This window comes from Marinimicrobium sp. C2-29 (assembly GCF_038419845.1).
Lineage (GTDB): Bacteria > Pseudomonadota > Gammaproteobacteria > Pseudomonadales > Cellvibrionaceae > Marinimicrobium.
This window is the reverse complement of sequence record NZ_JBCAQT010000010.1, coordinates 93,137-119,325: the sequence shown is the minus strand read 5'-3', so window position 1 is coordinate 119,325 and position 26,189 is coordinate 93,137. Positions and strand designations below refer to the sequence as shown.

The 26,189-nt window shown below is 58.5% G+C and carries 21 protein-coding genes; 12 read left to right on the top strand and 9 right to left on the bottom strand.

The genetic code is table 11. The annotated features are described in order from the left end of the window. Positions 1–28: 28 nt before the first annotated feature. The 5 genes from truD (at position 29) to rpoS (ending at position 4,820) form a co-directional block, all read left to right on the top strand. Positions 29–1,015, top strand: coding sequence for a tRNA pseudouridine(13) synthase TruD (truD, locus tag AAE484_RS11340; RefSeq protein WP_341938505.1), 987 nt, complete (start codon positions 29–31; stop codon positions 1,013–1,015). A 111-nt stretch (positions 1,016–1,126) separates the two neighbouring features. Then, positions 1,127–1,771 carry a protein-L-isoaspartate(D-aspartate) O-methyltransferase gene (locus AAE484_RS11335; RefSeq protein WP_341938556.1) on the top strand — a complete coding sequence of 215 codons (645 nt, stop codon included), beginning with the start codon at positions 1,127–1,129 and terminating at the stop codon, positions 1,769–1,771. 19 nt (positions 1,772–1,790) lie between these two features. Continuing rightward, positions 1,791–2,744 (top strand): DUF368 domain-containing protein, encoded by a 954-nt coding sequence (locus AAE484_RS11330; protein WP_341938504.1) that lies wholly within the window; start codon positions 1,791–1,793, stop codon positions 2,742–2,744. 301 nt (positions 2,745–3,045) lie between these two features. Continuing rightward, positions 3,046–3,723 (top strand): peptidoglycan DD-metalloendopeptidase family protein, encoded by a 678-nt coding sequence (locus tag AAE484_RS11325; protein WP_341938503.1) that lies wholly within the window; start codon positions 3,046–3,048, stop codon positions 3,721–3,723. 83 nt (positions 3,724–3,806) lie between these two features. Next, positions 3,807–4,820, top strand: coding sequence for an RNA polymerase sigma factor RpoS (gene rpoS, locus AAE484_RS11320; protein ID WP_341938502.1), 1,014 nt, complete (start codon positions 3,807–3,809; stop codon positions 4,818–4,820). 135 nt (positions 4,821–4,955) lie between these two features. Here the strand turns inward: rpoS and fdxA are convergent, their stop codons facing one another. Beyond that, positions 4,956–5,279 carry a ferredoxin FdxA gene (fdxA, locus tag AAE484_RS11315; RefSeq protein WP_341938501.1) on the bottom strand — a complete coding sequence of 108 codons (324 nt, stop codon included), beginning with the start codon at positions 5,277–5,279 and terminating at the stop codon, positions 4,956–4,958. A gap of 80 nt (positions 5,280–5,359) precedes the next feature. Continuing rightward, positions 5,360–7,984 carry a DNA mismatch repair protein MutS gene (gene mutS / locus AAE484_RS11310; protein ID WP_341938500.1) on the bottom strand — a complete coding sequence of 875 codons (2,625 nt, stop codon included), beginning with the start codon at positions 7,982–7,984 and terminating at the stop codon, positions 5,360–5,362. 103 nt (positions 7,985–8,087) lie between these two features. On the opposite strand from mutS, the gene AAE484_RS11305 reads away from it, so the two are divergent. The 4 genes from AAE484_RS11305 to AAE484_RS11290 all read left to right on the top strand — a co-directional run bounded on the left by AAE484_RS11305 (position 8,088) and on the right by AAE484_RS11290 (position 11,047). Continuing rightward, positions 8,088–8,675 (top strand): CinA family protein, encoded by a 588-nt coding sequence (locus AAE484_RS11305; protein ID WP_341938499.1) that lies wholly within the window; start codon positions 8,088–8,090, stop codon positions 8,673–8,675. Between the two features lie 121 nt (positions 8,676–8,796). Then, positions 8,797–9,846, top strand: coding sequence for a recombinase RecA (gene recA / locus AAE484_RS11300; RefSeq protein ID WP_341938498.1), 1,050 nt, complete (start codon positions 8,797–8,799; stop codon positions 9,844–9,846). 123 nt (positions 9,847–9,969) lie between these two features. Then, positions 9,970–10,530, top strand: a complete 561-nt coding sequence (locus tag AAE484_RS11295) for a DUF4136 domain-containing protein (protein ID WP_341938496.1) — start codon at positions 9,970–9,972, stop codon at positions 10,528–10,530. 10 nt (positions 10,531–10,540) lie between these two features. Beyond that, complete coding sequence (locus AAE484_RS11290) at positions 10,541–11,047, top strand: regulatory protein RecX (RefSeq protein ID WP_341938495.1); 507 nt, start codon at positions 10,541–10,543, stop codon at positions 11,045–11,047. Positions 11,048–11,085: 38 nt separating this feature from the next. Here AAE484_RS11290 and AAE484_RS11285 read toward each other — a convergent pair whose 3' ends face one another. Together AAE484_RS11285 and AAE484_RS11280 are read right to left on the bottom strand one after the other, a co-directional pair. Continuing rightward, positions 11,086–11,727 (bottom strand): lytic transglycosylase domain-containing protein, encoded by a 642-nt coding sequence (locus AAE484_RS11285; RefSeq protein WP_341938494.1) that lies wholly within the window; start codon positions 11,725–11,727, stop codon positions 11,086–11,088. A 12-nt stretch (positions 11,728–11,739) separates the two neighbouring features. Continuing rightward, on the bottom strand, positions 11,740–13,467 hold the full coding sequence (locus tag AAE484_RS11280) for a proline--tRNA ligase (protein ID WP_341938493.1): 1,728 nt from the start codon (positions 13,465–13,467) through the stop codon (positions 11,740–11,742). Between the two features lie 127 nt (positions 13,468–13,594). On the opposite strand from AAE484_RS11280, the gene AAE484_RS11275 reads away from it, so the two are divergent. Continuing rightward, the gene (locus AAE484_RS11275; RefSeq protein WP_341938492.1) at positions 13,595–14,017 is read left to right on the top strand and encodes an HIT family protein; all 423 of its coding nucleotides are present in this window, start codon (positions 13,595–13,597) and stop codon (positions 14,015–14,017) included. Positions 14,018–14,113: 96 nt separating this feature from the next. Here AAE484_RS11275 and AAE484_RS11270 read toward each other — a convergent pair whose 3' ends face one another. Continuing rightward, entirely contained in the window at positions 14,114–14,518 is a 405-nt protein-coding gene (locus AAE484_RS11270) for an HU family DNA-binding protein (RefSeq protein ID WP_341938491.1), read from the bottom strand. A 164-nt stretch (positions 14,519–14,682) separates the two neighbouring features. After that, entirely contained in the window at positions 14,683–15,192 is a 510-nt protein-coding gene (locus tag AAE484_RS11265) for a DUF7931 domain-containing protein (protein WP_341938490.1), read from the bottom strand. A 276-nt stretch (positions 15,193–15,468) separates the two neighbouring features. Here AAE484_RS11265 and AAE484_RS11260 point away from each other — a divergent pair, with 276 nt between their 5' ends. Together AAE484_RS11260 and AAE484_RS11255 are read left to right on the top strand one after the other, a co-directional pair. Then, positions 15,469–17,895 (top strand): glycoside hydrolase family 95 protein, encoded by a 2,427-nt coding sequence (locus AAE484_RS11260; protein WP_341938489.1) that lies wholly within the window; start codon positions 15,469–15,471, stop codon positions 17,893–17,895. Between the two features lie 177 nt (positions 17,896–18,072). Next, positions 18,073–21,021 carry a TonB-dependent receptor gene (locus AAE484_RS11255; RefSeq protein WP_341938488.1) on the top strand — a complete coding sequence of 983 codons (2,949 nt, stop codon included), beginning with the start codon at positions 18,073–18,075 and terminating at the stop codon, positions 21,019–21,021. A 150-nt stretch (positions 21,022–21,171) separates the two neighbouring features. On the opposite strand, the gene xthA is transcribed toward AAE484_RS11255, so the two are convergent. From xthA to AAE484_RS11240, 3 genes are all read right to left on the bottom strand, one after another. After that, complete coding sequence (gene xthA, locus AAE484_RS11250; protein WP_341938487.1) at positions 21,172–21,984, bottom strand: exodeoxyribonuclease III; 813 nt, start codon at positions 21,982–21,984, stop codon at positions 21,172–21,174. Between the two features lie 97 nt (positions 21,985–22,081). Further along, positions 22,082–24,283, bottom strand: coding sequence for a carboxy terminal-processing peptidase (locus AAE484_RS11245; RefSeq protein ID WP_341938486.1), 2,202 nt, complete (start codon positions 24,281–24,283; stop codon positions 22,082–22,084). Between the two features lie 280 nt (positions 24,284–24,563). Continuing rightward, positions 24,564–25,841: a citrate synthase gene (locus AAE484_RS11240; RefSeq protein ID WP_341938485.1), complete on the bottom strand. Its 1,278-nt coding sequence runs from the start codon at positions 25,839–25,841 to the stop codon at positions 24,564–24,566. Positions 25,842–26,189 lie beyond the last annotated feature (348 nt).

Below are 26,189 nucleotides of genomic sequence, written 5' to 3'. Positions count from 1 at the left end.
CCCGAATTCCCAACCTGCTGGAGACTCTGTGTCCGATTTCGATCTGAATTTCCCCCGCGCCTGGGGGCCGCCCCCGGTGAGTGCCGGATTTCGCACCGAACCTGAAGATTTTCAGGTCGATGAGGATCTGGGGTTTACCCCGGATGGAGAGGGGGAGCACTGGCTGGTGCAGGTGCGCAAACGCGGTGACAATACCGCCTGGGTGGCCGGGCAGTTGGGCCGGCTGGCGGGTATTTCAATCCGGGATGTGGGCTATTGCGGCATGAAGGATCGGCGTGCGGTGACCTCCCAGTGGTTCAGCCTCTATCGACCGAAAGGTCCGGAACCGGATTGGTCGGCACTCGATAGCGAGAGCCTGACGCTGCTCAAGGTCACCCGCCACAACCGCAAACTGCGCCGGGGGCAGCACCGGGCCAATCACTTTGCCATCCGCCTGCGCTCGGTGACGCCGCTGGAGGCCGACGGCCTGGCCACACTGGAGACCCGCCTGCAAACCCTCTCCACTTACGGGTTACCGAATTATTTTGGCGAGCAGCGTTTTGGCCGGGAAGCGGGCAATCTCACCCGGGCCCAGGCCTGGCTGGTGGACAACCAACGCATTCGCGACCGCCAGCAACGGGCCATGGCCATGTCTGCCGCCCGCTCCTGGCTGTTCAATCAGGTGCTCGCCGAGCGTGTGGTCCGGGGTGACTGGCAGGAGCCACTGCCGGGGGAGCCGCTCGAGGAGGCCAGTGGTCCGCTCTGGGGACGGGGTCGTCCTCTGGTGTCCGGCGAAGCGCTGGAGCGGGAGGCTACGGTCCTGGCGCCCTGGCAGCAATGGTGTGCCGGGCTAGAGCATGTGGGGCTCAATCAGGAGCGGCGAGCGCTGCGGCTTCGCCCGGAAGGGCTGGCCTGGGAGTGGGAGGGGCAGGACCTCTGGCTGCGTTTCAGCCTGCCGCCCGGCACTTTCGCCACGGCGGTTTTGCGGGAGTTGTCCGGGTTATCGACGAGTGACGCCGAAACAATCGCTCAATAGCCGCTCCTGCAGAGGAAGAGAGCCCGGTCGATATGGTATAGTAATGGCTATATCTGATGGCTTTAACACTGGGGAAGAGAAGTGACAAGTCTGACTTTGGAAGGGGTGGGGATGACCTCCCAGCGCACTCGAGAGCGTCTGGTGCAACGCCTGGCCGACAAGGGTGTGAGCAATCTGCACGTGCTCGATGCCATTCGCAACACACCGCGCCACTGGTTTCTCGATGAAGCCCTGTCTCACCGCGCCTACGAGGACACGGCGCTGCCGATCGGCTATGGTCAGACGCTCTCACAGCCCTATATCGTCGCCCGGATGACCGAGATCCTGCTCGGCGCGGCCGGCGGCCGGCTGCACAAAGTCCTGGAAGTGGGCACCGGGTCCGGTTACCAGACCAGCATCCTGGCGCAACTGGTGGATGAGGTTTACAGTGTGGAGCGCATCAAGCCGTTACAGGACAAGGCGCGGGAGCGCCTGCGCAAGCTGGGCGCGCGCAACGTGCACCTGAAGTATGCCGATGGCGGCTTTGGCTGGCCGGAGTACGGCCCCTTTGACGGTATTCTCAGTACCGCGGCCCCCCGGTTCGTCCCCCAGGTACTGCTCGATCAGTTGGCGCCCAACGGGGTGCTGGTGATTCCCGTAGGGGATCAGCAGCAGGACCTGAACCTCATTGTGCGCGACGGCGACAGTGACAAATTCGTGACCCAGGTGTTGGAGCCGGTCAGATTCGTGCCTTTGATGTCAGGTACCAGCCGCTAAACAGGATAAGGACTCACCGTTGCGACAGACTCTCCTCCTCTGGTTGAAGGGCATGGCCATGGGCGCCGCCGACGTGGTGCCGGGCGTCTCCGGCGGCACCATCGCCTTCATTTCCGGCATCTACGAAGAACTGCTCGATTCACTCAAGCGCTTCACGCCCGGCGCCCTCGGCATCTGGTATCGGGAGGGGTTCGGCGCCTTCTGGCGGCACGTCAATGGCACCTTCCTCCTGACCGTCTTTGGCGGGGTGTTGTTCAGTGTCTTCTCGCTGGCCAATGTCGTCAGCTATGCCCTCGAATACCACCCGGTACTGGTCTGGGGCTTTTTCTTCGGTTTGATCATCGCGTCTATTATTTACATCGGTCGGCAATTGCCACTGCGCTCCCCCGCGATCTGGATCGCCCTGATCATCGGTACGCTGGTGGCTCTGGCCATATCGGTGGGTAAGCCGGTACAGCTGCCGGCGGTCTGGTGGATGGTCTTTATCGCCGGCAGTATTGCCATCTGCGCCATGATTCTGCCGGGCGTGTCCGGCAGTTTCCTGCTCCTGCTGATGGGCATGTATCCGGTGGTTCTACAGGCAGTCTCTGACCTTAACGTTCTGATCCTTATGAGTTTTTTCTCGGGTTGTGTACTTGGACTGTTGCTGTTTTCACACTTGTTGAGTTGGCTCCTGCACCACTTCCATTCGGTGACCCTCGCGGTGCTGACCGGCTTTCTGGTGGGGTCGCTCAATATTGTCTGGCCCTGGAAACACACCCTGGAAACCTTCATCAATCGCCACGGAGAGGCGGTACCTCTGGTACAGGAGAATCTGCTGCCTTTTGCCTATGCCGAGGCGACGGGCTCGGATCCGCAAACACTCTGGGTGATCCTGCTGATGCTGCTGGGGCTGTCGTTGGTGTTGGGATTGGAATATTGGGCCAGTCGCGATAAGCTGAATACAAGCCGGGCGACAGACGCGGGTCTTTAAAAAAGGCCAATGCCTGTTTTGGTGCCAGCCATATCACCTGATTTGGGTGATATGCGTCACATTTTAGAGCTTTTTCTAATAAGTTTCCGGCGGTAATTGCCAAAGTAAATAAACAAGAGTGATTCTGGTCACTGAATTCGTGAGCAAGTTTATGTGGGCGAGCCCCTCTCACCGACTCACCCCCGGCCGACAAGTGATTTATATATTGATCGCTCTGTGTGCTTTGTGTGCCTGCTCCTCCCAGCCCGCCCAGGTGCAGGACCGAGACCAACCCCCCAGTCGCAAGCTGAATCAACATCACGTGAGTCCGGGGGAAACCCTCTATTCCATTGCCTGGCGCTACGACGTCGATCATCGAAAACTCGCCCGGTACAACGACATCGAGCCACCGTTTACCATCTACCCGGGCCAGGTGTTACAGGTTGATGTCGGCAATATGAGCGCGAGTAAAAGCGCGAGCAAGACCGAAAGCACACCCCGGAAAAAGCCCCAGAGCCGTACACAAGAGACGACCGCGTCTTCTGCTGAGAATCAGAAGGCCCCAAGGCGTTCTAAAAATACAACACCTTCGAAGCGTGAGTCCTCGCCTCCCAGCCTCGTCGGGGGGCCACCCGACTGGCAATGGCCGGTACGGGGCCGGGTCCTGAGTGCCTTTGGTGCCAGTACCGGTTTGAATCAGGGTATTGATATCGCCGGCAAATTGGGGGACTCTGTAGAGGCGGCCGCAGCCGGACATGTCGTCTATGCCGGAAGTGGCTTGCGTGGGTATGGCAATTTGGTGATCATCAAGCATAACGAGACTTACTTGAGCGCCTATGCCCACAACCACCGTCTGAAGGTTTCAGAAGGGGATGTGGTTAAAGTCGGACAGACAATTGCCGAGATGGGTTCAAGTGGCACCGATAAAGCAAAGCTTCACTTTGAGATTCGGCGCGATGGAAAACCTGTTGACCCGATAGGGTATTTGCCCAAACGCTGATTGCGCAAAGAAAGATAACTTGGGTAAGGTCGACGGTGCCATAGGGGTGGCGCTCCGGCCGATTAGAGAGCAAGGGGTGATTTATGACTATGGATATAAGGGACAGCAACCTGGAACGTGAGGCTGCGGCCGCTGTTCACGAGATTGACTTTAACGACGACACAATCGTCTTGGCCGAAGACGACACACCTACCAACACGGCGACAGCCGCCAAATCCCGAAAACCCGAAAAGACCCAGAATCTCGACGAACCTTTCACGAAGAGTCTCGATGCGACTCAGCTTTACCTGAACGAAATCGGTTTTTCGCCACTGCTCAGCGCGGAGGAGGAAGTGTACTTCTCCCGCAAGGCGTTGCGCGGCGATGCCGCCGCTCGCAAGCGTATGATCGAGAGCAATCTGCGCCTGGTGGTCAAGATCTCCCGGCGCTATGTGAATCGTGGCCTGGCGCTGCTCGATCTGATCGAAGAGGGCAACCTGGGGCTGATTCGCGCGGTGGAGAAGTTCGATCCGGAGCGCGGCTTCCGCTTTTCGACCTACGCAACCTGGTGGATCCGGCAGACCATTGAGCGGGCCATCATGAACCAGACCCGCACCATCCGGCTGCCGATCCATGTGGTGAAAGAGCTGAATATCTATCTGCGCGCGGCGCGTGAGCTGACCCAGAAGCTGGACCACGAGCCCACGTCCGATGAGATTGCCACTATGCTGCAAAAGCCGGTGGCGGATGTCGAGCGGATGCTGGGCCTGAACGAGCGGGTGACTTCGGTCGACAGTCCCATTGGCAACTCCTCAGATCGCGCGGTGGTGGATACCATCCCCGACATCCAGAATTCGGATCCGGCCTTTCTCATGCAGGACGGTGACCTGAACGCCAGTCTCGATCATTGGCTGGATGACTTGAGCGAGAAGCAGAGCGAAGTGCTGGCGCGCCGGTTTGGCTTGCGGGGTCACGAGGTGTGCACCCTGGAAGAAGTCGGGCGTGAAATCGGTCTGACCCGCGAGCGGGTCCGCCAGATTCAGGTGGAAGCGCTCAAGCGCTTGCGCGATATTATCGAGAAACAGGGACTGAACAGCGAGGCCCTTTTCAGCGTGTAGTATTTGCCTGGCGTTCCATATTTGTCAGCGCCTGGCGCTATCTGTATTGAGGACACGCTCCTCACTCTGGCGATAAAAAAAGCCGCCTCCGGAAACGGGGGCGGCTTTTTTTGGTGGCGTCACCGCTCTCGGGCGTTAGCGCTCCAGATACTGCAGCTTGCCCTCAACACCGTCCCATTCGTCGGCATCGGGCAGGGCGTCTTTCTTTTCAGTGATCACGGGCCACACCTCAGCGAGCTCTTCGTTCAGCTCCAGGAACACTTCCTGGCCTTCGGGCAGCTCGTCTTCGGAGAAGATCGCATCCACGGGGCACTCGGGCTCACACAGGGCACAGTCGATGCACTCGTCCGGGTGAATCACGAGGAAATTGGGGCCTTCATAAAAGCAGTCAACGGGGCACACTTCCACGCAGTCTGTGTGCTTGCATTTAATGCAGTTTTCCCCAACAACAAAGGTCATAGCGCGGACTCCAGCTAACACGGTTTCGAATAGGGGCGATATTCTATCAGCATTCCTGTTTTTTGCTAGCCCCGGTTTTGCTAGCCCTTGATCAGTTCGCGCAGGGCGTAGAGCTGCTCCAGGGCCTGACGGGGTGTCATTTCATCCGGTTGCAGTGCGCCCAGCGCTTCCACAGCCGGGTGGGGGCCGACATCAAACAGTCCCCCCTGGATTGGTGTCTCGGGAGTGGGAGCTTTGGGTGAGCTCTCCGGTTGCGCCGGTGCCGGCTCTGACTTGTTCCGCTCTCCTTCCCTGTCCCGCTCTCCTTCCAGCTGTTGCAGTTGCGTTCGGGCGCGGGCCAGCACGCCCTCCGGAATGCCCGCCAGCTTGGCGACCTGCAGCCCGTAACTCTTGCTGGCCGGGCCCTCCTGCACCTTGTGCAGAAAGACGATGCTGTCGTGATGCTCGGTGGCATTGAGGTGAACGTTGGCAATCCCCGGCAATTCGTCCGGCAGACGGGTCAGCTCAAAGTAGTGGGTGGCAAACAGGGTGTAGGCCTTGACCTGCTCGGCGAGATGGCGGGCGCAGGCCCAGGCCAGAGCGAGGCCGTCAAAGGTGCTGGTGCCCCGGCCGATTTCGTCCATCAATACCAGGCTGCGGGGCGTGGCATTGTGCAGAATGTTGGCGGTCTCGGTCATCTCCACCATGAAGGTCGATCGACCCCCGGCCAGATCATCCGAGGAGCCGATGCGGGTGAAAATCCGGTCCAGCATGCCGATGCGGGCGCTGGCGGCGGGTACAAAGCTGCCGATGTGAGCCAGGACCACGATCAGGGCGGCCTGGCGCATATAGGTGGATTTACCGCCCATGTTGGGGCCGGTGACCACCAGCATATGGCGCTGGTCGCCGAAGCTCAGATCGTTGGGGACAAAAGGGGCCTCGCTGACCTGTTCCACCACCGGATGGCGACCGGCTTCGATTTCGATGCCCGGTTCGGCCTTCAGCTCGGGGCGCGCCCAGCCCAGTTGCTCGGCCCGTTCGGCCAGGTTGGTCAGCAGGTCCAGCTCGGCCACGGCGGAGGCGGAGGTCTGCAGTTCGATCAGGTCGTCGTTGAGAATATCCAGCAGCTCTTCGTAGAGAATTTTCTCCCGTGCCAGCGCGCGGCTCTTGGCGGAGAGCGCCTTGTCTTCAAAACCTTTGAGCTCTGGCGTGATATAGCGCTCGGCGTTCTTGAGAGTCTGGCGTCGGATATAGTCCGCCGGCGCCTGTTCGGCCTGGGCCCGGCTCAGCTCGATGTAGTAGCCGTGCACGCGGTTGTAGCCCACTTTCAGGGTGGAGATGCCGGTGCGCTCTCGCTCCCGGGTCTCCAGGTCCACGAGGTACTGGCCCGCATTGCTGCTGATATCGCGCAGCTCGGCCAGCTCCTGGTCGTAGCCCTCGGCAATCACGCCGCCGTCGCGCATCACCACCGGCGGATTCTCCACCAGAGCGCGATCCAGGAGGTCGACGCGCTGGGGGAATTCACCCATCTGTTCAGCCAATTCGGCCAGGTGTGGAGACTGGATCTGTCTGAGTTCCGACTGCAGCTCCGGGTAGCAGGCCAGCGAGGCCTGCAGGCGGGATAGATCCCGGGGGCGAGCCGAGCGCAGGGCCAGTCGACCCAGAATGCGCTCCATGTCCCCCACGCGCTTGAGGAGGCGGTGGATGATTTCAAACCGGTAATTGTCGGTGAGCGCGGTGACCGCGGTCTGGCGCGCCTCAAGTACGGGCAGGTCGCGCAGGGGACGGTTGAGCCAGCGGCGCAGCAGGCGCGAGCCCATGGCGGTGGCGCAGCGGTTGAGCACACTGAACAGGGTGTTCTCTTCGTTGCCGCCCAGGTTGATGTCCAGTTCCAGGTTGCGCCGGGTGGCGGCGTCCATGATCACCGCCTGTTCGCGATTCTCATGGCTCAGGCCGCGTACATGGGGCAGGGCGGCGCGCTGGGTTTCCCGGGCGTAGTTGAGCAGACAGCCGGCAGCGGCAATGGCGTTGTCGAGGTGGTCGCAGCCAAATCCGCCCAGATCCTGGGTGCCGAATTGCTGGGTCAGCAGGCGCCGGGCGGTGTCCAACTCGAATTCCCAGGGCCCGCGCCGGCGCAGGCCGCGGCGGTTCTCGACCAGCTCGGGCGTGGTGATCTCGTCACTGACCAGCAGCTCGGCCGGTTGCAGACGCTGCAGCTCACCCAGTGCGGCGTCCAGCCCCTGGACTTCCAGCACCAGAAAGCGACCGCTGGCAATATCCAGTGAAGCCAGGCCGTAGGTGTCGCCGTTCTGGTGCAGGGCCACCAGCAGGTTGTCCTTGCCCGAATCGAGCAGCGCCTCGTCGCTGATGGTGCCGGGGGTGACAATGCGCACCACCTTGCGCTCCACCGGTCCCTTGGTGGTGTTGGGGTCGCCGATCTGCTCGCAGATGGCCACCGACACGCCGGCCCGGACCAGCTTGGCCAGGTAGCCGTCGGCGGCGTGAAAGGGCACGCCGGCCATGGGAATGGGCTCGCCGTTGGATTTGCCCCGGGCGGTGAGGGTCACATCCAACAGTTCGGCGGCGCGCTTGGCATCCTCGTAAAAGAGCTCATAGAAGTCGCCCATGCGGTAGAAGACCAGCTCCTGAGGGTGCTCGGCTTTGATGCGCAGGTACTGCTGCATCATGGGGGTATGGGTGCTCTGTACGTCGGCGGTATTGGCCATAAAGTCGGGTGTCTGGTTGCGGTTGGAATGTGATCGAGCTGCGCTATTCTACGTAAATCATCCCGGGCTTGCACTTGCTCTTCGCCTGGCATACCGTTGCCTCATGACCGACGAGTTTGACTCTACCTTTTCTTCCCCTTCGAGCCCGGACGACGACCATCGCAACCGGGCGGTGGCGTTGGCCCAGCGTCTGGGGCAGGCGCTGGAGGCGCGTGGCTGGCGGGTGGCCACGGCGGAGTCCTGCACCGGGGGTGGCATCGCCGCCGCCATCACCGAGGTGGCGGGCAGTTCGGCCTGGTTTGAGTACGGTCTGGTGACCTATGCCAACGGCGCCAAACAGCGTCTGCTGGGCGTCTCGGCCGAAACGCTTGAGGCCGAGGGCGCGGTGAGTGAGGCGGTGGTCCGGCAAATGGCGCGGGGTGCGCTCTCGTTGGCGGAAGCCGACCTGGCGGTGGCCGTCAGTGGGGTGGCCGGTCCCGGGGGCGGCTCGCCCGAGAAACCCGTGGGCACGGTCTGGCTGGGTTGGAGTCGCTGCGGTGACGGCGGTGTCGAGTCCGGGGCCAGGTGCTGTCATTTTGACGGGGATCGGGCCGCCGTACGCGGCCAGACCGTGGTCGCGGCGCTGGAGCAATTGCTCGCGCTGACCGAGCGGTTTCCCGAGTCCCAGGGGGCGGCGGAAAGTACTGTATAGATATCGATAGCTGTTTGCGTATACAGGTTTTTGGTGTATCCTGTGGGCAGTTGTAAAATCACGAGCTGATGAGTTCGTCAGTTGACAGTTACATTTTTCAGAATATTGATCGAGGTGTCGGATGGATGCGAATAAAGAGAAGGCGCTGAGCGCAGCGCTGGGACAGATTGAGCGGCAGTTTGGCAAGGGAACCGTCATGCGCATGGGGGATAAGGAGCGGGTGGCTATTCCCGCGATTTCCACCGGCTCACTGGGTCTGGACGTCGCTCTGGGCATTGGCGGCCTTCCCCGTGGACGAGTCGTTGAAATCTACGGTCCGGAATCCTCGGGCAAGACCACACTGACATTGCAGGTGATCGCCGAAGCCCAGCGCAAGGGCGGTACCTGTGCCTTCATCGACGCCGAGCACGCCCTGGACCCCATTTACGCCGAGAAGCTGGGCGTCAATGTTGATGATCTGATCATCTCCCAGCCGGACACCGGTGAGCAGGCGCTGGAAGTGAGCGATATGCTGGTGCGCTCCGGTGCAGTGGACGTTCTGGTTGTGGACTCTGTAGCCGCTCTGACGCCGCGTGCGGAAATCGAAGGCGAGATGGGCGACCAGCACATGGGTCTGCAGGCCAGGCTGATGTCCCAGGCACTGCGCAAGATTTCGGGCAACATCAAAAACGCCAACTGCCTGGTCATTTTCATTAACCAGATCCGGATGAAGATCGGGGTCATGTTCGGCAGCCCCGAAACCACCACCGGCGGTAATGCGCTCAAATTCTACTCTTCGGTCCGCCTGGACATCCGTCGCATCGGCTCGGTCAAAGAGGGCGACGAGGTAGTTGGTAATGAGACCCGTGTCAAAGTGGTGAAAAACAAGGTGGCTCCGCCGTTCAAGCAGACCGAGTTCCAGATTCTGTACGGCACGGGCATCAACCGTCTGGGTGAGGTGATCGACTTCGGTGTGAAGTTGGGCATCGTCGACAAGGCGGGCGCCTGGTACAGCTACAAGGGCGACAAGATCGGTCAGGGCAAGAACAATGTTGTGAAGTTTTTGCAGGAAAACACCGACATCGCCCAGGAGATGGAAAAGCGGGTCAGAGACGAGCTGCTCAACGTCCCCGTAAAAGAAGACGAGAAAGCGCCTGAAAAAGAACAGACGAAGGAACAGTCCGAAGTTTGAACAGTGGGGCGCGGGAAGGAACCCGCGGGTCCCGTCAGGGTCTAATTCTTGACTCCTTTTCGGGATCCAATACTGAGAGGCTACCAGTCGGTAGCCGGACGAGCTGTGTAGGGTGAGGTCTGTATGAAAAAAACGGTTTTTTTGGCTTCGATTGCGCTGCTGTTTCTAGTGGGCTGCAGCACCTCCCCAAGGGTCGTGACAGACTACGATACCGGGTATGAGTTTTCGCAACTGAAGACGTTTGAAGTGGAGCCGACTCGGCAGGACGATGACAAAAGCCTGTTGATATCACCCTTTACCCTGAGCCATTTACAGCGCGTCATTGAGGATAACCTGGCCGAGCGCTATGCGCCGGCGACGGAAGCCCAGACCCCCGATTTCGTGGTGCGTTACCACATCGTGGTGGAAGATCGCCTGGATGTGCGCAGTTACGACCAGCGCTACGGATTTGGTTACTACGGCTACGGTCCCTTCTATCGGTACCCTTATGTGGTGCAGCCCAGCCCCAGAATCTACCGTCAGGGCAGTCTGATTGTCGATGTGGTCCGTGGTGAAGACAACAAGCCGCTATGGCGAGGTGTCTCCGAGCAACGGTTGTACGAAAGCCAGACCCCGCAGGAGCAGCGCCAGCGGCTATCGTCTTCCGTGGCCGATATCCTGTCAAAATTCCCACCGGTGAATTAATCGGGGCTCTATGTCCGACTCCGACGCCGACCCCGGCTCTGACCCCGCTGCCCCCACCCGTGCCGATCTTCGCCTGGCGGCCATGAACCTTCTGGCGCGGCGGGAGCATTCGGCTCTGGAGTTGCGAGAGAAACTCGTCCGGCGTTTTGGTGAAGATCCGCCCGTTGCGGAGCGTCTGGACGAGGCTCTGGCGGGGCTGGCCCGCGACAACCTTCAGAGCGATGAGCGCTTTGCCGAGGCCTTTGTCACCATGCGCCAGCGCCAGGGTAAAGGTCCCATGCGTATTGATCAGGAGTTGCGCCAGAAGGGGGTGGCGGACGGTCTGATTGCCACTTACCTCGGTCAGCTCGACGAAGACACCTGGTGCGAACTGGCCCGGGACGTCCGCCAGAAGCGGTTCGGTTCCGAGCCGGTCGAGTCTCGGCGCGATCGCGCCAAACAGCAGCGGTTTTTACAGTATCGGGGGTTCACTCACGAGCAGATTCGCTCGGCCATGGATGAGAGGTCCTTTAGTTAACACCAGGGTTAACGCCAGAATTAACGCCAGCGCTCCGGTTAACGCCAACGGTCCCAGGCATCCATCACTTTCGCCGCGTAACGATAACTGCCATAGCTGCCATTGTAGCGGGCCAACGCCTCGGCCAGACGCCCATCCGAGCGCTCGATATAGTGTTTGAGAATGGTACAGCCGTAGCGAAGGTTGGTATCCAGATCAATCAGGTTGTCGTCCGGCCGACCGATTTCATTCTTCCAGAACGGCATGACCTGCATGATTCCCTGGGCCCCCACGGGGGAGACGGCGTAGTGGTTGAAGTGGCTTTCCACCTCGATAACCGCCAGCACCAGCGCGGGCTGCAGCTCCATCTGACGCGCCGCACTGTGGACTTTGCGCAGCAGGGCCAGACGTTGATCGGTGTCGGGCACGTACCGCTCCAGTCGGCCGGACATCAACAGCAGCCAGGCTTCGGCATCAAAACGGTCGTCAAAGCTGTCGGCCGCGTTCACGTTTTCCAGCAATTTGCGCCGCAGCGCCTGATCCATATCGGGTTCAGGCGTGATGTAGGCGAGCTGGGCGGGCCCGGATGCTTCATCCCGGGCGCTGCCGGGCAGGGCGACCAGCAGCACCAGAACGCCCATAACCAGAGCGCCCACATGAAGGCGGGTGACTCGTGAGGTGATGCTTGCTGACACCGTCATGGTTCCGCCGGGTCAGAGCGCGAGGCGCTCTTGCAGGAACCCGGTGAGTTCATCGAGGGGCAGATCCTGAGCGCTTTCGTCCCGGCGCCCTTTATACTCGATGGTTCCCTTGTCGAGCCCCCGGTCACCGACCACCAGCCGATGCGGAATACCCATCAAATCGGTATTGGCCAGCATCACACCCAGGCGGGCCTTTTCCTCGTCCATATAGAGAACGTCGATCCCCAGGTCGGTCAGCTCCCGATACAGTTGTTCGCACTTTTCCGCCACGGCGGGCGACTTGTGGGCGTTAATCGGTACCAGCGCCAGTTGGAAAGGGGCGATATTGAGCGGCCAGATAATGCCCTGGTCATCGTGATTCTGCTCGATGGCCGCCGCCACTACCCGGGAGACCCCGATACCATAGCAGCCCATGATCATGGGTTGTTCTTTGCCGTTCTCATCCAGAACCCTGGCGTTCATGGCTTCGCTGTACTTGGTGCCAAGCTGGAAAATATGCCCCACTTCGATGCCGCGCTTGATCTCCAGCTGTCCCTGACCGTCCGGACTCGGATCGCCGGCGACCACGTTCCGGAGGTCGTGGATGTCGCCCTCGGGCAGATCGCGCTCCCAGTTGACGCCGGTCAGGTGGTAGCCGTCTTTGTTGGCACCACAGACAAAATCCGCCAGTTTGGCCGCCGCGCGATCAACCAGCACCGGAATGTCCAGCCCGACGGGCCCGAGCGAGCCCACTCCGGCGCCCAGTTCGGCGCGGATGCGCTCTTCGGGGGCGAAGGTCAGCGGGGCGGCGATGCCCGGCAGTTTTTCCGCTTTGACGTCATTGAGCTCGTGATCGCCGCGTACGACCATTGCCACCAGCGGTTGGGGGCCGTCTTCGGGCGGCTCGCCCAGCACAATCAGGGTCTTGACCGTCTGCTCCGCGGGCACTTTGAGGTACTCTGCGACCTGGAGAATGGTCTCCTGTCCCGGTGTGGCAACTTCGGTCATCGCTTCGCTCGGGTGAGGACGATCGAGTGTGGGCGTCAGCGCTTCGGCTTTTTCGATGTTGGCCGCATAGTCACTCTGGTCGCTGAACACGATGTCGTCTTCACCACTATTGGCGAGCACGTGAAACTCATGGGAGAAAGCTCCGCCGATGGCGCCCGTATCGGCCAGCACAGGACGATAGTTCAGGCCGATCCGATCAAAAATTGAACAGTAGGTGGCGTGCATCACCCCGTAGGTTTCCTGCAGCGATTCCTGGGTGAGGTGGAAGGAGTAGGCATCCTTCATGGTGAATTCGCGCGCGCGCATCACACCAAAGCGGGGGCGGATTTCGTCGCGGAATTTGGTCTGAATCTGATAGAAGTTGGCCGGCAGCTGTTTGTAGCTGTTGATTTCCCCGCCGACGAGGTCGGTTATCACCTCTTCGTGGGTGGGACCCAGGCAAAAAGCCCGCTGGTGCCGGTCGTTGATGCGCAGCAGTTCCGGTCCGTATTCCTGCCAGCGCCCGGATTCTTCCCAGAGCTCAGCGGGCTGTACCACCGGCATCAGAACCTCTTGCGCCCCGGATTTGTCCATTTCCTCGCGGATGATGCGCTCGACCTTGCGCAGTACCCGCAGGCCGAGGGGCATCCAGGTGTACAGACCGGAGGCCAGCTTGCGGATCATGCCGGCGCGCAGCATCAGTTGATGGCTGATGACCTCCGCATCGGAGGGAGTTTCTTTCAGTGTGGCTATCAGAAAACGACTGGATCTCATACTCGGGCTTCTTAATGGCTATAATAGGATTTGAAAGTCGATATTCTACGGTGCTTGGCGGTTCGGGTACAGACTCGAACGTCGGACGGCATCCGCAAATTCGCGAATTCAGGACGAGGAGAGAACCATGTTTGAGCTGCACCCGCGCCTGGCGGAGGATACCGTGCCCGTCGGGCGCTTTCCCCTGTCTCTGTTACGGTTGAGCAAAGATGCCAATTACCCCTGGTGCATTCTGATTCCGCAGCGTGAGGATGTGTTCGAGATTCACCATCTGTCGGAGGACGACCAGCAACAGTTGATGCGCGAGTCCTGCCGTCTGGCGGAAGTCATGACCAGTGTTTTTGATGCCGACAAAATGAATGTGGCGGCGTTGGGGAACCAGGTGCGACCGCTGCACCTGCACCACATTGCGCGGTTTGAGACAGACCCTGCCTGGCCACAACCCATCTGGGGGGCCAAACCGGCCAGTCAGTACTCTCCGGAGCAGCTGGAGGACCGCCTGGAACACCTCAGAGCGGCGCTGGTCGGAGAAGACTTTACGGTCGATTGACGCTCAGGTGTACTACCGGCCACAACAACCGGCCATAAAAAAGCCCCGCTCGGCGGGGCTTTTTTACAGCTTGGGCTGTGAATGCACTGGTGGCAATCAGAGCGCCATTTCTTTGAGTTTCTTCAGGGGGCGAACCTTGATGGCCGTGCTGGCGGGTTTTGCCTTGAATACGGTCTCTTCGCCGGTAAAGGGGTTGATGCCCTTGCGCGCCTTGGTGGCGGGCTTTTTGACGGTTGTGATTTTCATCAGTCCGGGCAGAACGAACTCGCCACAGCCACGCTTTTTCACGTGTCCTTCAATGATGTCGGAAAGCTCATCGAGAACCGACTGCACCTGCTTCTTGCTCAGCTCGGTATTCTCGGCGATCTGGTTGAGAATCTGGGTCTTGTTGTAGCGCTCGGAGATCGCCTTTACCTTGGTAGCCGGCTGTTTGGTGGCGGTCTTCTTTGCCGGTGCTTTCTTGGCGGGGGCTTTTTTTGCGGTGGTTTTGCGAGCAGCCATAGTGTAATCCTTATGGGTTGTGTGTGCTTCTTGAATGGTAACGGTTGAATGGTAATCGGACAAACGCTTTATATAAAGGCTGAACTCAACCTTTAATCGTTCCGGGCCTATATATAAAGGATTAAATCCCGATCAGCAACCAAAAAGTGGCCACGATGCCCATTTTAGACGAATAATTGCCGCAGACGGGGGTCTTCCTCCGCACTTTCCCAGGCCCTGTCAAAAATTTCCCGCAGATTTCTGACTTCCGCCGCGCCTTTGCGATCCACGAATCCGCGGTATTCCTCAGGATCATTCCGGTACAACAGCTGGTCCCGGTCACAGAGCAGAAAGCTGTGAGCCCGGGTTTCGATCTCGTTGGTCAGCCGGCGCACGCTGATCTTGCTGGGCAGTCGTTGCGCCAGGCGCACCAGTCCGTGGCCGCGCTCGATCAAGGGTCGTGTGTCTCGCACGAGCAGACGCACCCGGGTCTGGCGGTGGCGTCGGGCCAGAGCCGAGAGCGCATCGGCCAGTTCGTCGCGGTCAAACAGCGGGGCGTCCAGGTCCGGGCTGAAAAGGGCCAGGTCGCGTCGCGCTCTCGCACAGATTGAATCGACAGCGCTCTTGAAGTCCGCCAGGCCCTCAAGGTGCTCGACGGAAGAGGCTGGCTCGGATTGGGGGTCATGTTCTGCCATACGTGACGAGTCTCCGGTCAGTCTGTGTGATGAGGTCGTACCGTTTTTCTATTCCTTGCCCTGCGTCCGCCAGGGAGCCCATATTGCCGGTGGTAATAAATGACACCTGGTTACTCGACGGTATCATATAGAAAAATAGTTGCACCAATGAAAAAAAACGGCTATAAATGACACACTCCGGTCAGTTCGCGGATCCACAAGAACCATCAAGGTTGTCCGACTGACTGAGCGACTGTCCCCTTGACCGATAAAGATAACAGATTACGGGTGATTTGCTTGGAGAGAAAGTCCACATCATTTCAGGCGCTTCAGCGTCTTGGCGGGGCGGGGCGTCTGCCAGTGCTGTCGCTGCTGCTGTGGCTGTCGCTGTTGCCTGCGCAGGCCAGCGAGCTTCTGCAGCTGCGCTTTGACGAGCCGTCAAGCGACTGGGAGCGCGAGAGCCTGCCGATCGGCAATGGAGCGCTGGGAGCAACGGTCCAGGGTGGCGTCGAGCGCGACCGACTGCAGTTCAATGAAAAAACCCTCTGGACTGGCGGCCCCGGCGCGGGTGAGGCGTATGACTACGGCGTACCGGAGCCGTCATATACGGATCGTCTGGCCGAGGTCAGACAACAGTTGCGCGAGGAGGGCGCGCTGGACCCGGAACGGGTGGTCAAGCAACTCGGTCGCGCGGCCCGGCACTACGGCAACTATCAGAGCTTTGGTGCCCTGGTCTTCGATCACCGGGGGCTGGATGGCGCTGTGAGCGGCTACCGCCGCCTTCTGGATCTTGAGCAGGGCGAAGCCAGTGTCCGTTTTGAGCATCAGGGTGTTCAATACCGGCGGGACTACTTCGTCAGCTATCCGGACCAGATGGTCGTCGTGCGTCTCAGCGCGGATCAGCCCGGCAAAATCGCGTTCGATCTGGCGTTGGAAGTACCGGACAATCGCTCCGTCGCGCGCCGGGTGCAAGACGATCAAATGCGGGTCGTGGGTGCCCTGAAAGACAACGGCCTGCGCTATGCGACCCGACTCGATGTGCAGGTTGAAGGTGGGGAATCCAGTGCTTCGGAGAACGGCCATCAGTTGGAGGTCCGGGAAGCCGATGCCGTCACGGTGCGCCTGACGGCGGCCACTGACTACCGGCTTGCGTATCCCGATTACCGGGGAGATTCACCTGAACCGCAGGTCGACACCCGGATGAAGCGTGCCGCCAACCTGGATTTTCAACAGCTGCGCGAGCGTCACCGGCAGGATTACCAACACCTGTTCCAGAGGGTGAGCCTGGACATTGGCCAGGAAGCCTCCGGGAAGTCCACACCCGCATTATTGTCGGACTACAGTGACAGCAATCGCCCGGAGGAGGATCGCCTACTCGAATCACTGTATTTTCAGTTTGGACGTTATCTGCTGATCAGCTCTTCCCGGGCGGGATCACTCCCGGCGAATCTGCAGGGTGTGTGGAACAATTCCAGGACGCCGCCCTGGAACGCGGACTATCACGCCAATATCAATTTACAGATGAATTACTGGCCCGCCGAAATCACCAACCTGGCCGAAACCACCGGTCCGCTGTTCGATTTTGTCGATGCATTGGTGGCGCCGGGCCGTCAGTCCGCGCAGAAGTTTTTCGGCGCCCGGGGCTGGACGCTGTTTCTCAACACCAATGTCTGGGGCTTTACCGGTGTGATCGATTGGCCCACGGCGTTCTGGCAGCCCGAAGCCAATGCCTGGTTGGCCCAGCATTATTATGAACACTACCTGTTCAACCGGGACCGGAAGTTTCTGGCGGAGCGCGCCTATCCGCTGATGCTCGAGACGGCGCACTTCTGGCTGGATGCCCTGGTGGAAGATCCGCAGACGGGCAAGCTGATTGTCACACCCAGCTATTCTCCCGAGCACGGTGATTTCACCGAGGCGGCCGCCATGTCTCAGCAGCTGGTGTACGACCTGCTGCGCAACACCCGTAACGCGGCCCGGGAATTGGGAGAGGACAAGGTCGCCCGACAGATTCACGAAGCGCTGCAGGCGCTGGACCCGGGCCTGCGCATCGGCTCCTGGGGCCAGCTGCAGGAGTGGCGCGAAGACAGGGATGATCCCGAGAGCGATCATCGCCATGTCTCTCACCTTTTTGCTTTGCACCCGGGGCGGCAGATTTCCCTGGAGCAGCCTGAACTGCTCTCGGCCGCGCGGACCAGTCTTGAGGCCCGGGGCGATGGCGGCACCGGTTGGGCGCAGGCATGGAAGATCAATCTCTGGGCCCGACTGAAAGATGGCGAGCGGGCCCATAAGCTGCTCTCGGACCAGCTGCGCGACAGCACCCTGCCCAATCTGTGGGATACCCACCCGCCGTTTCAGATCGATGGCAACTTTGGCGCGACGGCCGGCATGGCGGAAATGTTGTTACAGAGCCATGGGGATGCGATCCATTTACTGCCGGCGTTACCTTCGGCCTGGTCAGAGGGGAGCGTCAGCGGGTTGCGGGCCCGGGGGGATTTTACGCTCAATATGAAATGGAAGGATGGCAGGCTCGTCTGGTTTGAAGTTGTCAGTGGGGAGCCTGCTGAAATAGCTCTGGTCTCCACGCTGTTCGAGAGTGATTTTACACAGGAGGTGAGCGGTGAAGACATCGTCAAAGTGGAGGGAAGGAATTCACGACGGCGAGTGTCTATGCAGGGAGACAAGGTTTATCGATTTCAATCAGCCTTAACGGCGGCTGACTGATGAAGGAGCTTGCTGAGAAGTAAGACTGCGCGGAATCGCCAGGATAGACAGGTGGTTTCCAACGAAGACGGAGGTGCCTCAGATGCGATGTCGATTTCATCATTGGCGCTGCTATGAAATGCAACCAGTAAAACAATAATCTGTAACTTACCCAACGGGCATTGGAGTGATCGTGAAATGAGAATAGTCAAAGACACATCTAACTGGACTACAGCCGGTAGCAATCCCAGTCAATTTAACCGCCACATACTGTGTAATGCGGTGAGGTTGGGATCGGGCCTGCTACTGACAGGGGCGATTGGTTGGGCTGCACCCGCCCTGGCCCAGGACAGCTCGACATCTGCAGAGGTACAACAAGCACTGGAAGAAATAGTGGTCTCCGGGCAGCGGGGGAGCGTCCAGTCGGCTCAGTTGATCAAACAGACTTCAGAGCAGATTGTTGACTCTATTGTCGCCGATGACATAGGCAAATTGCCTGATCGCTCAGTGACTGAAACCCTGCAGCGAATCCCGGGGGTGACAATTGACCACTTCATGTCGCTTGGTGATCCCGAACACTTTTCAGCAGAAGGTAGCGGTGTTGCAGTTCGCGGCCTGACACAAGTACGCAGTGAGCTGAACGGGCGAGACAGCTTCAGTGCGAATGGTGGACGCAGTCTGAGCTTTGAAGATGTGCCTGCCGAATTGATGGCGGGTGTTGATGTGTATAAAAACCCCTCGGCCGACATGATTGAGGGTGGTTTGGGCGGGACTGTCAATTTGCGTACGCGTATGCCCTTTGACAGTGACGACCGGATTGTTGCCGCTACCGCGAGTGTCAACTATGGGGACTTTATCAAGGAGGCCGACCCCTCGGTTTCGGCACTATACAGCGATCGTTGGGATACAGATGCTGGCGAGTTCGGACTTCTGGTAGATTTGGCATTCTCCGAGATTTCGACGCGTACCGATGGCATTTTCAGTCGTCCTTTTTTCCCGCGTGATGACCTGCAAGGCTTTGAAGGCCGTACCATTCAGGTACCCCGTGGTGCCGACTGGCGTTCCATGGACTTCAATCGTGAACGATTGGGGAGCTATCTGGCCGCTCAATGGCGTCCCAACGATACCTCTGAATTCTACTTTCAGGCCTTTCGCAGTCAATACGACATGCAGTGGGATGAGGACGCCATTTTTGTTCAGAATGACGCCTATGCTACCCAGCCGGCAGCAGGCGAAGAGTTCGTTGTTGATAGCAACGATGTGTTCGTCTCCGGCCGGTTAAGTCAGCCTGGCGGTATTCCGTTTGGGGCTGACATCCGGGTTTCCAATCGTGAGTCTGTTACTTCCGACTTCTCCGGTGGCTATAAGTGGATGCCAGACGATCGGCTTGAGATCACAACAGACTTTCAGTATACCAAGGCTACCACTGAGGCGCTTGATGCAACAATCGCCACTGGCATAGACCTTCCATACATCAGTATTAATCTTTCAGGCAAGCGGCCCGATATTCAGGCTGATAATGATTATCTGGCCGATCCCTCCAATTACTATTGGGGCTTCACGATGCCTTTCATAGAGGATAACGAAGCTGATCAATTCGCGTGGCGAGCCGATATCAAGTACAACTTCGATAATAATGACGTTATCCGGTACGTGAAATCGGGGGTACGCTACAGTGAGCGGGAAGCGACCAATATCAACAGTGGTTACCACTGGCAAGCGATCTATCAGCCCTGGATGCGAGGTTGGAAACTGCCTGCTGACGAACCGATGCCACCGGTCGAAGATGTCAGCCAGATGTCCCTGAATGAATTTGACAACTTCTTCCGTGGCAAAGCGCCTCGTCCGGGTGTGGTTTATGCGCCCCATATTTCCCTCATTGAAGGGTACCCGGAGAGCTTTGATCAACTCCATGCTGATGCTTCAGAGAACTATCTGTGCTGTGATGACTATACTCCGGCCACAATGGATGATCCCAGCCGTATTAACGAGCAGGAAGAGCAGACGACAGCGGCCTATTTCCTTCTTGGGTTTGGGATGGATGATCTGGCCGTACCGGTAGATGGCAATGTGGGTGTCAGGGTGGTACGGACGGAAAATGCAGCGGATGGCATGCTTCGCTACCCCGAAACAGTGGTTCTGGGCGAGGATGAAGAAACAGAGACGCAGCCCTGGTATCAAGAGCCGCAAGAGATTGTTGCTGAAAACTCCTATACCAACGTCCTTCCCAATTTGAATGTACGGTTATCGTTGAGAGATGACCTGTTCCTGCGCTTTGCGGCTTCCAAGGGTATTGCTCGGCCGGCCTACAATCAGATGCAGGCTTATCAGACCTTGAGTGCGAACCGCCCAGAAGGTGCCGGTGAAGGGGAGTATGTACCGCCCGAAGAATTTCGCCTGACTTCCGAGACAGGCGGAAACCCGATGCTGGAACCCATTGAAGCTGTTCAGTTTGACCTGTCTCTGGAATGGTACTTTGATGATGCTGGCGGTATGGTTCACGCAAACCTGTTTACCAAAGACATTGAAGGCTTCATTCGTAACCAGACGGTCCTGGAAGATCATGGTGGGTGGGAGTACTCCGTGACACGGCCTGTGAACACAGGCTCGGCCGATATTCGTGGCCTGGAAGTCGGCTGGAGCCAATTCTTTGATCAGTTGCCGGAACCGTTTGATGGCCTGGGTATGCAGGCGAACTATACGTATATAGAAAGTGATACGGATGTTCCAAATGACGAGGGCGCCGACCCGGTCGATACCGATGGTAGTGAGTATGGCAGTATGCCGTTCGAAGGTCTGTCGGAGAATTCCTACAACCTCGTTGGGATGTATGAAAAAGGGCCGCTTTCGATTCGTTTAGCCTACAACTGGCGCAGTGAGTTTCTGATGTCGGTGGGACCAAATGGATTCAATGGAACGGATCGCGGTACTACATGGCGCTTACCGGTCTATAACGATGACTATGGCCAGATGGACGGTTCCGTGTTCTACGACATTACTGACTCCTTGTCTGTGGGGTTGGAGATCAATAATATACTCAATTCCGAAACCCGGACTATTATGAAGCAGAATGCGGCGGGTGATCATTATGCGTCTTATTTCCTGAACGACACACGCTATGCATTGACGTTGAGAGCCAACTTTTAACAAAAAAAACTGGTGGCAGGGAAGCCACTTTTCAATGCTGATCCGTTGACGCCCGTAACAATCCTGTTCGGGCGTTTTTTGTTTCTTGAACCGATAATTCAATCTGTGAGTTAGAGACTGGCTCTGAGTGTATGAGTGTGCGATAGGCGCTTAGTCAAATTTGGCCCAGACCGGGCAGTGATCGGAAGGGCGCTCCATTGCCCGTATGTCGTAGTCGACCCCGACCGCTGAGCAGCGCTTTAACAGCGGTTCGGTCGCCAGAATCAGGTCAATGCGCAGACCCCGTTTGGGATCCGCGTCAAACCCCTTGCTGCGATAATCGAACCAGCTGAAAGTCCGCTCCTCGTCCGGGAAGTGCTTGCGAAAGGTGTCGCCCAGCCCCCAGGCCAGCAGGTCTTCCAGCCACTCCCGTTCTTCCGGCAGAAAGCTGGTTTTACCTTCGCGTAACCAGCGCTTGCGGTTCTGTTCCCCGATCCCGATATCCCGGTCGGTGTGAGAGATGTTCATGTCGCCCATGACCAGCATTGGCTTTTGGGGATCGCACTGGGTCTTGAGGTAATCCATCAAGTCGGCGTAGAACCGCCGTTTGGCGGGAAACTTCACCGGGTGTTCCCGGTTTTCTCCCTGGGGAAAATAGCCGTTGAACACGCTGACTTCCCCCAGGTCCGGTAAGTCGAAGACTCCACCGATAAAGCGTCGCTGTGACTCTTCCAGATCGCCCGGGAAGCCCTTGATCACCTGCTTGAACGGGTGGCGGGAGAGTAGGGCGACACCGTAGTGGGTTTTCTGCCCATAGTAGACAACGTGATACCCCATCTCCTTGATTGTTTCCTCGGGGAAGTCGGTATCGGTGACCTTGGTCTCCTGCAGACCAATGAAGTCGGGCTGGTACTTGTCGATCACAGCCTGCAGCTGGTGTAAACGAGTGCGAATGCTGTTCACATTGAAAGAAACGGCGTGCATGGTGTCTGGTCCCGGGTCAGCAATTTTCTGGTGACAATAAAAAACGTGGTGACGCCTTTCGGGTACACCACGTTGCGAATTTTATGGGAGGCGCTGTTTACCAGTTGGCAACTTTATCGCGCTCTTCCTTGTCCATGGCTTCAAGTTGTTCGATGAAATCGACCAGGATATAGCCCGCTTCGCTGAGGAAGGGGTCCTTTTCCGGATCGATTTCCCCGTGACTCTGGGCGGAGAAGTTGACCAGGTCATTTTCATTCTCTGGCTCGTCTTCCTCTGAGGCCTGTTCACTGCCTTTTTCGGTGTCTTCGGCCTCTTCTTCTCCGGAATCGCCCGGTTCAGCCCGGCTGATGTCGTCATAGCTTTCGTAGGTATCCAGGCCCTTGGCTTTGCGGCGCTGGTTTTCCAGTCGCAGCATTTTCTGTTCCAGTTCCTTCTGTTGTGCCTGACGCTTGTCTTTGTTGAGCGAGACTTCAGTCCGATTCTGATTCTCCTCCATCAGCTCGGTCTGCTGTTGCAGGAAAGTGAAGTCCGGACTGTTGGCCAGCCGGGTATCGTGCTTCTCGATCAGGGTGGGCAAAAGTGCCGCAATATCAAAATAGCGTGAGTGAGGCACCGCGTGAATCTTGTCCCAGGGCAGGGCGTTGTCGTAGGTGCTTTCGCCCACTTCAGACACGTCGATCAGGCTGGGCAGATCGATGTCGGGCACAACGCCGCGGTGCTGCGTGCTCTCACCGGAGACCCGGTAGAACTTGGACTCGGTCAGCTTCAGCTGGCCCTGCTCAACCGGAACCAGGGATTGGACCGAGCCCTTGCCAAAGCTCTGGGTGCCGATGATGACACCGCGCCCATAGTCCTGGATGGCACCGGCAAAAATCTCAGAAGCCGAGGCGCTCAAGCGGTCGATCAGCACCACAATCGGGCCCCGGTAGGTGGCACGGGAGTGAGACTGGTAGTTGCGGGATATCAGTTCGTTGGTCTGTCGAATCTGGACGACCGGGCCGCGATCGATGAACAGATCGGTCAGCATGGTCGCTTCTTGCAGCGAGCCGCCTCCGTTGCCGCGCAAATCGAGGATGATGCCGTCAACGTTCTCTTTGTCGAGCTCTTTCAGCAGCTTTCTGACATCCCGTGTGGTGCTTTTGTAGTTGGGGTCGCGTTGCCGGTAGGCCTCAAAGTCCATGTAGAAAGTGGGGACTTTGATCACGCCGAGCTTGAACCGTTCGCGGCCACTGTTGATCTCGAAGACTTTCTGCTGTGCCGCCTGCTCTTCGAGTTTCACCATATCGCGTTTGATGCTGATGATGCGTGTAGTGCTGTCGGCGGCCGCCTTTCCGGGGAGGACTTCGAGTCGGACTATGGTGTCTTTTTTACCACGGATCTGGTCGACCACCTCATCCAGGCGCCACCCGACGACATCGGTCATTTCGCCCTCGTCGCCCTGGCCTACGGCAATAATACGATCGGCCGGGCGCAGGTCGCCCTGCTTGTCGGCAGGGCCGGCCGGAACGAGTCGCATGACCTTGGTGTATTCGTCCTCGCTTTGCAGCACGGCACCAATGCCTTCCAGTGACAGCGACATATTGATATTGAAGTTTTCCAGTGTGCGCGGCGACAGGTAGTTGGTATGGGGGTCATACAGTGTTGTCAGGGCATTGATGACAATCTCAAAAGCGTCGGCGCTCTCCTGTTGGCGCACGCGGCGCAACTGGTTGGTAAAACGCTGGTGTAGAATTTCCTTGCTCTCTTCCAGGCTCTTGCCGGCCAGCTTCAGGTCCAGCAGGCTGGATTTGATGCGCTTGTACCAATGCTCGTCGGCGGTCTTTTTGTCTTTCGGCCACTCGGCCTTCTCGCGATCTACAACCCAGGTGTCGTCAGTGTCAAAGTCATATTCTACCTCTTCGCTCTCGAGTTGAGCGATGACCGACTCGAGCCGGGTTGTCAGGCGCTGGCGGTAAACATCGAAGATGTTGAACGCTTCTTTGAGGTTGCCGTCCGCCAGCCAGTCATCGAACTGTTTGCGGTGCTTGTCAAAAGAGTCGATATCCGCCTGAAAAAAGAAGCTCTTGGAGGGATCCAGTACCTCCAGGTAGTTATCAAGGTACCGGGAGGAGAGGTCGTCATCAAACGTCTGGTCGCGATAGTGCTGCTTGTCCAGCTGTTTGACGATGCTGGCGGTCGCTTTTCGCTGGTCGTCACTGATTGTCAGTGGCTCGGGAGTCGAGGCCCAGACAAAGGAACTGACAAACAGGGTAACGAGCAGGGCGGGGCTGCTGCGCAGGAACTTCTTAACATTCAGCATAGATTCAAATCCTGCTATGACGTCAAAATCACTGCTTTAAGGGAGTAAGCAGGCGGCGTCAGGTGCGATAAAAACGTTTCTCATACTACTATAGCCGTCGATTCTTGGCCATACAACGGCCCGTTTCGAGTGGGGCTGGTCTGATGTTTGAGCCTCCGGAAGTCCGGAAAGTTCCGGGGCGGGGCCCGAAAGCAAAGAAGCGGGACCGCTACCCGCGGCCCCGCTTCTCTGGAATCCGGGCTTTCCATCAGGAGAGCCCTCTCATACCTTTGTTGCCGTCTCAGGCCGGATAATCCCGCTTGGTATAGCCGGTGTAGAGCTGGCGTGGACGCCCGATTTTGTAGGGCGCGCTGACCATTTCCTGCCAGTGAGCGTACCAGCCCACGGCCCGGCCGGTGGCGAAAATCACGGTAAAGGCCTCTGAGGGAATCCCGATGGCCTTCATGATGATGCCGGAGTAGAAGTCGACATTGGGGTAGAGCTTCTTCTCGACGAAGTAGTCGTCCTCCAGAGCGATTTTCTCCAGCCGCTTGGCGATGGCCAGTAGCGGATCATTCTCCAGCCCCAGTTCCGAGAGAACCTCGTCAGCGGCTTCCTTCATCACCTTGGCACGGGGATCAAAGTTTTTGTAGACCCGGTGTCCAAAGCCCATCAGACGGAAGGGGTCGCTCTTGTCTTTGGCTTTGGCAACGTAGGTGTCGATGTTGTCGACGCTGCCAATTTCCTCCAGCATGCGCAGTACGGCCTCGTTGGCACCGCCGTGAGCGGGCCCCCAGAGGGTGGCAATGCCCGCGGCGATGGCGGCGAAAGGGTTGGTGCCGGAGGAGCCGGACAGGCGGACGGTGGAGGTTGAGGCGTTCTGTTCGTGGTCGGCATGGAGCAGGAAGATCCGGTCCATTGCCTTGGCCAGTATCTGGTTGACCTTGGGTGCCTGTCCGGCGGTGCCGAAGGTCATGTTCAGGTAGTTCTCAGCGTATTCCAGTGCCTTGTCGGGAGCGATGAACGCCTCTCCGGTGCGGTGCTTGTGGACCATGGCGGCGAGCGTGGGCATCTGCCCGATCAGGCGATAGCCGGTGACGCGGCGATCTTCCTCTTTGGTGATGTCGGTCTGCTCATGGTAGACCGAAGCGAGGGCGCCGACGGCGCTGCCCAGGATGGCCATGGGATGCGCTTCGCGGTTGAAGCCTTCGATGATTCTGGCGACTGAGGGGTCGACTTCCGAATGCTCTTTGACCTGCTGGCTGAAGTCCCGTTTCTGCTGGTCGTCCGGCAACTCTCCGTTGAGCAGCAGGTAGCAGGTTTCCATGTAGTCGGAGTGTTCGGCCAGTTGATCGATGGGGTATCCCCGATGCAGTAGTACCCCTTTGGCGCCGTCAATATAAGTAATTTTGGATTCGCAGGGTGCCGTGGACATGAAGCCCGGGTCGTAGGTGAAAAACCCTTTCTTGGTCAGGCTTGAAACGTCGATGACGTCAGGGCCGGCAGTGCTGGGGTGAACGGGCAGATCTATGGGCGCATCCAGGCCGTCGACCGTTAACCGTGCTTTTCTGTCAGTCATTACGGACTCCTGTGGTTACAGACTTTTTAAGGCTTCCAGGAATGGCAGGATGGCCAGACCGGGTCAGAATCGGGCTGTCACTATAAGCCCCGGTGTGGGATTGTCAATTGACCCACGGCCCACGGGTTGATGGGAGGCGGCATTATAGAGGACAGGGGCGGCAGAGGGTAGAGCCTGAACGCAAAGTGTGGCAAATAAGGCGAATGTAGGCCTCTTGTTGTCGCCCGCTATTGATCGAAAGCGCCACGCCCGTCGTTATTACCTGTGGCTGAGAAACGCTGTAACCCGGAAATCGTACCTCGGGGGACGAAACCCCGGCTTATTGCGTTTCGATGGCCTTTTATGGAC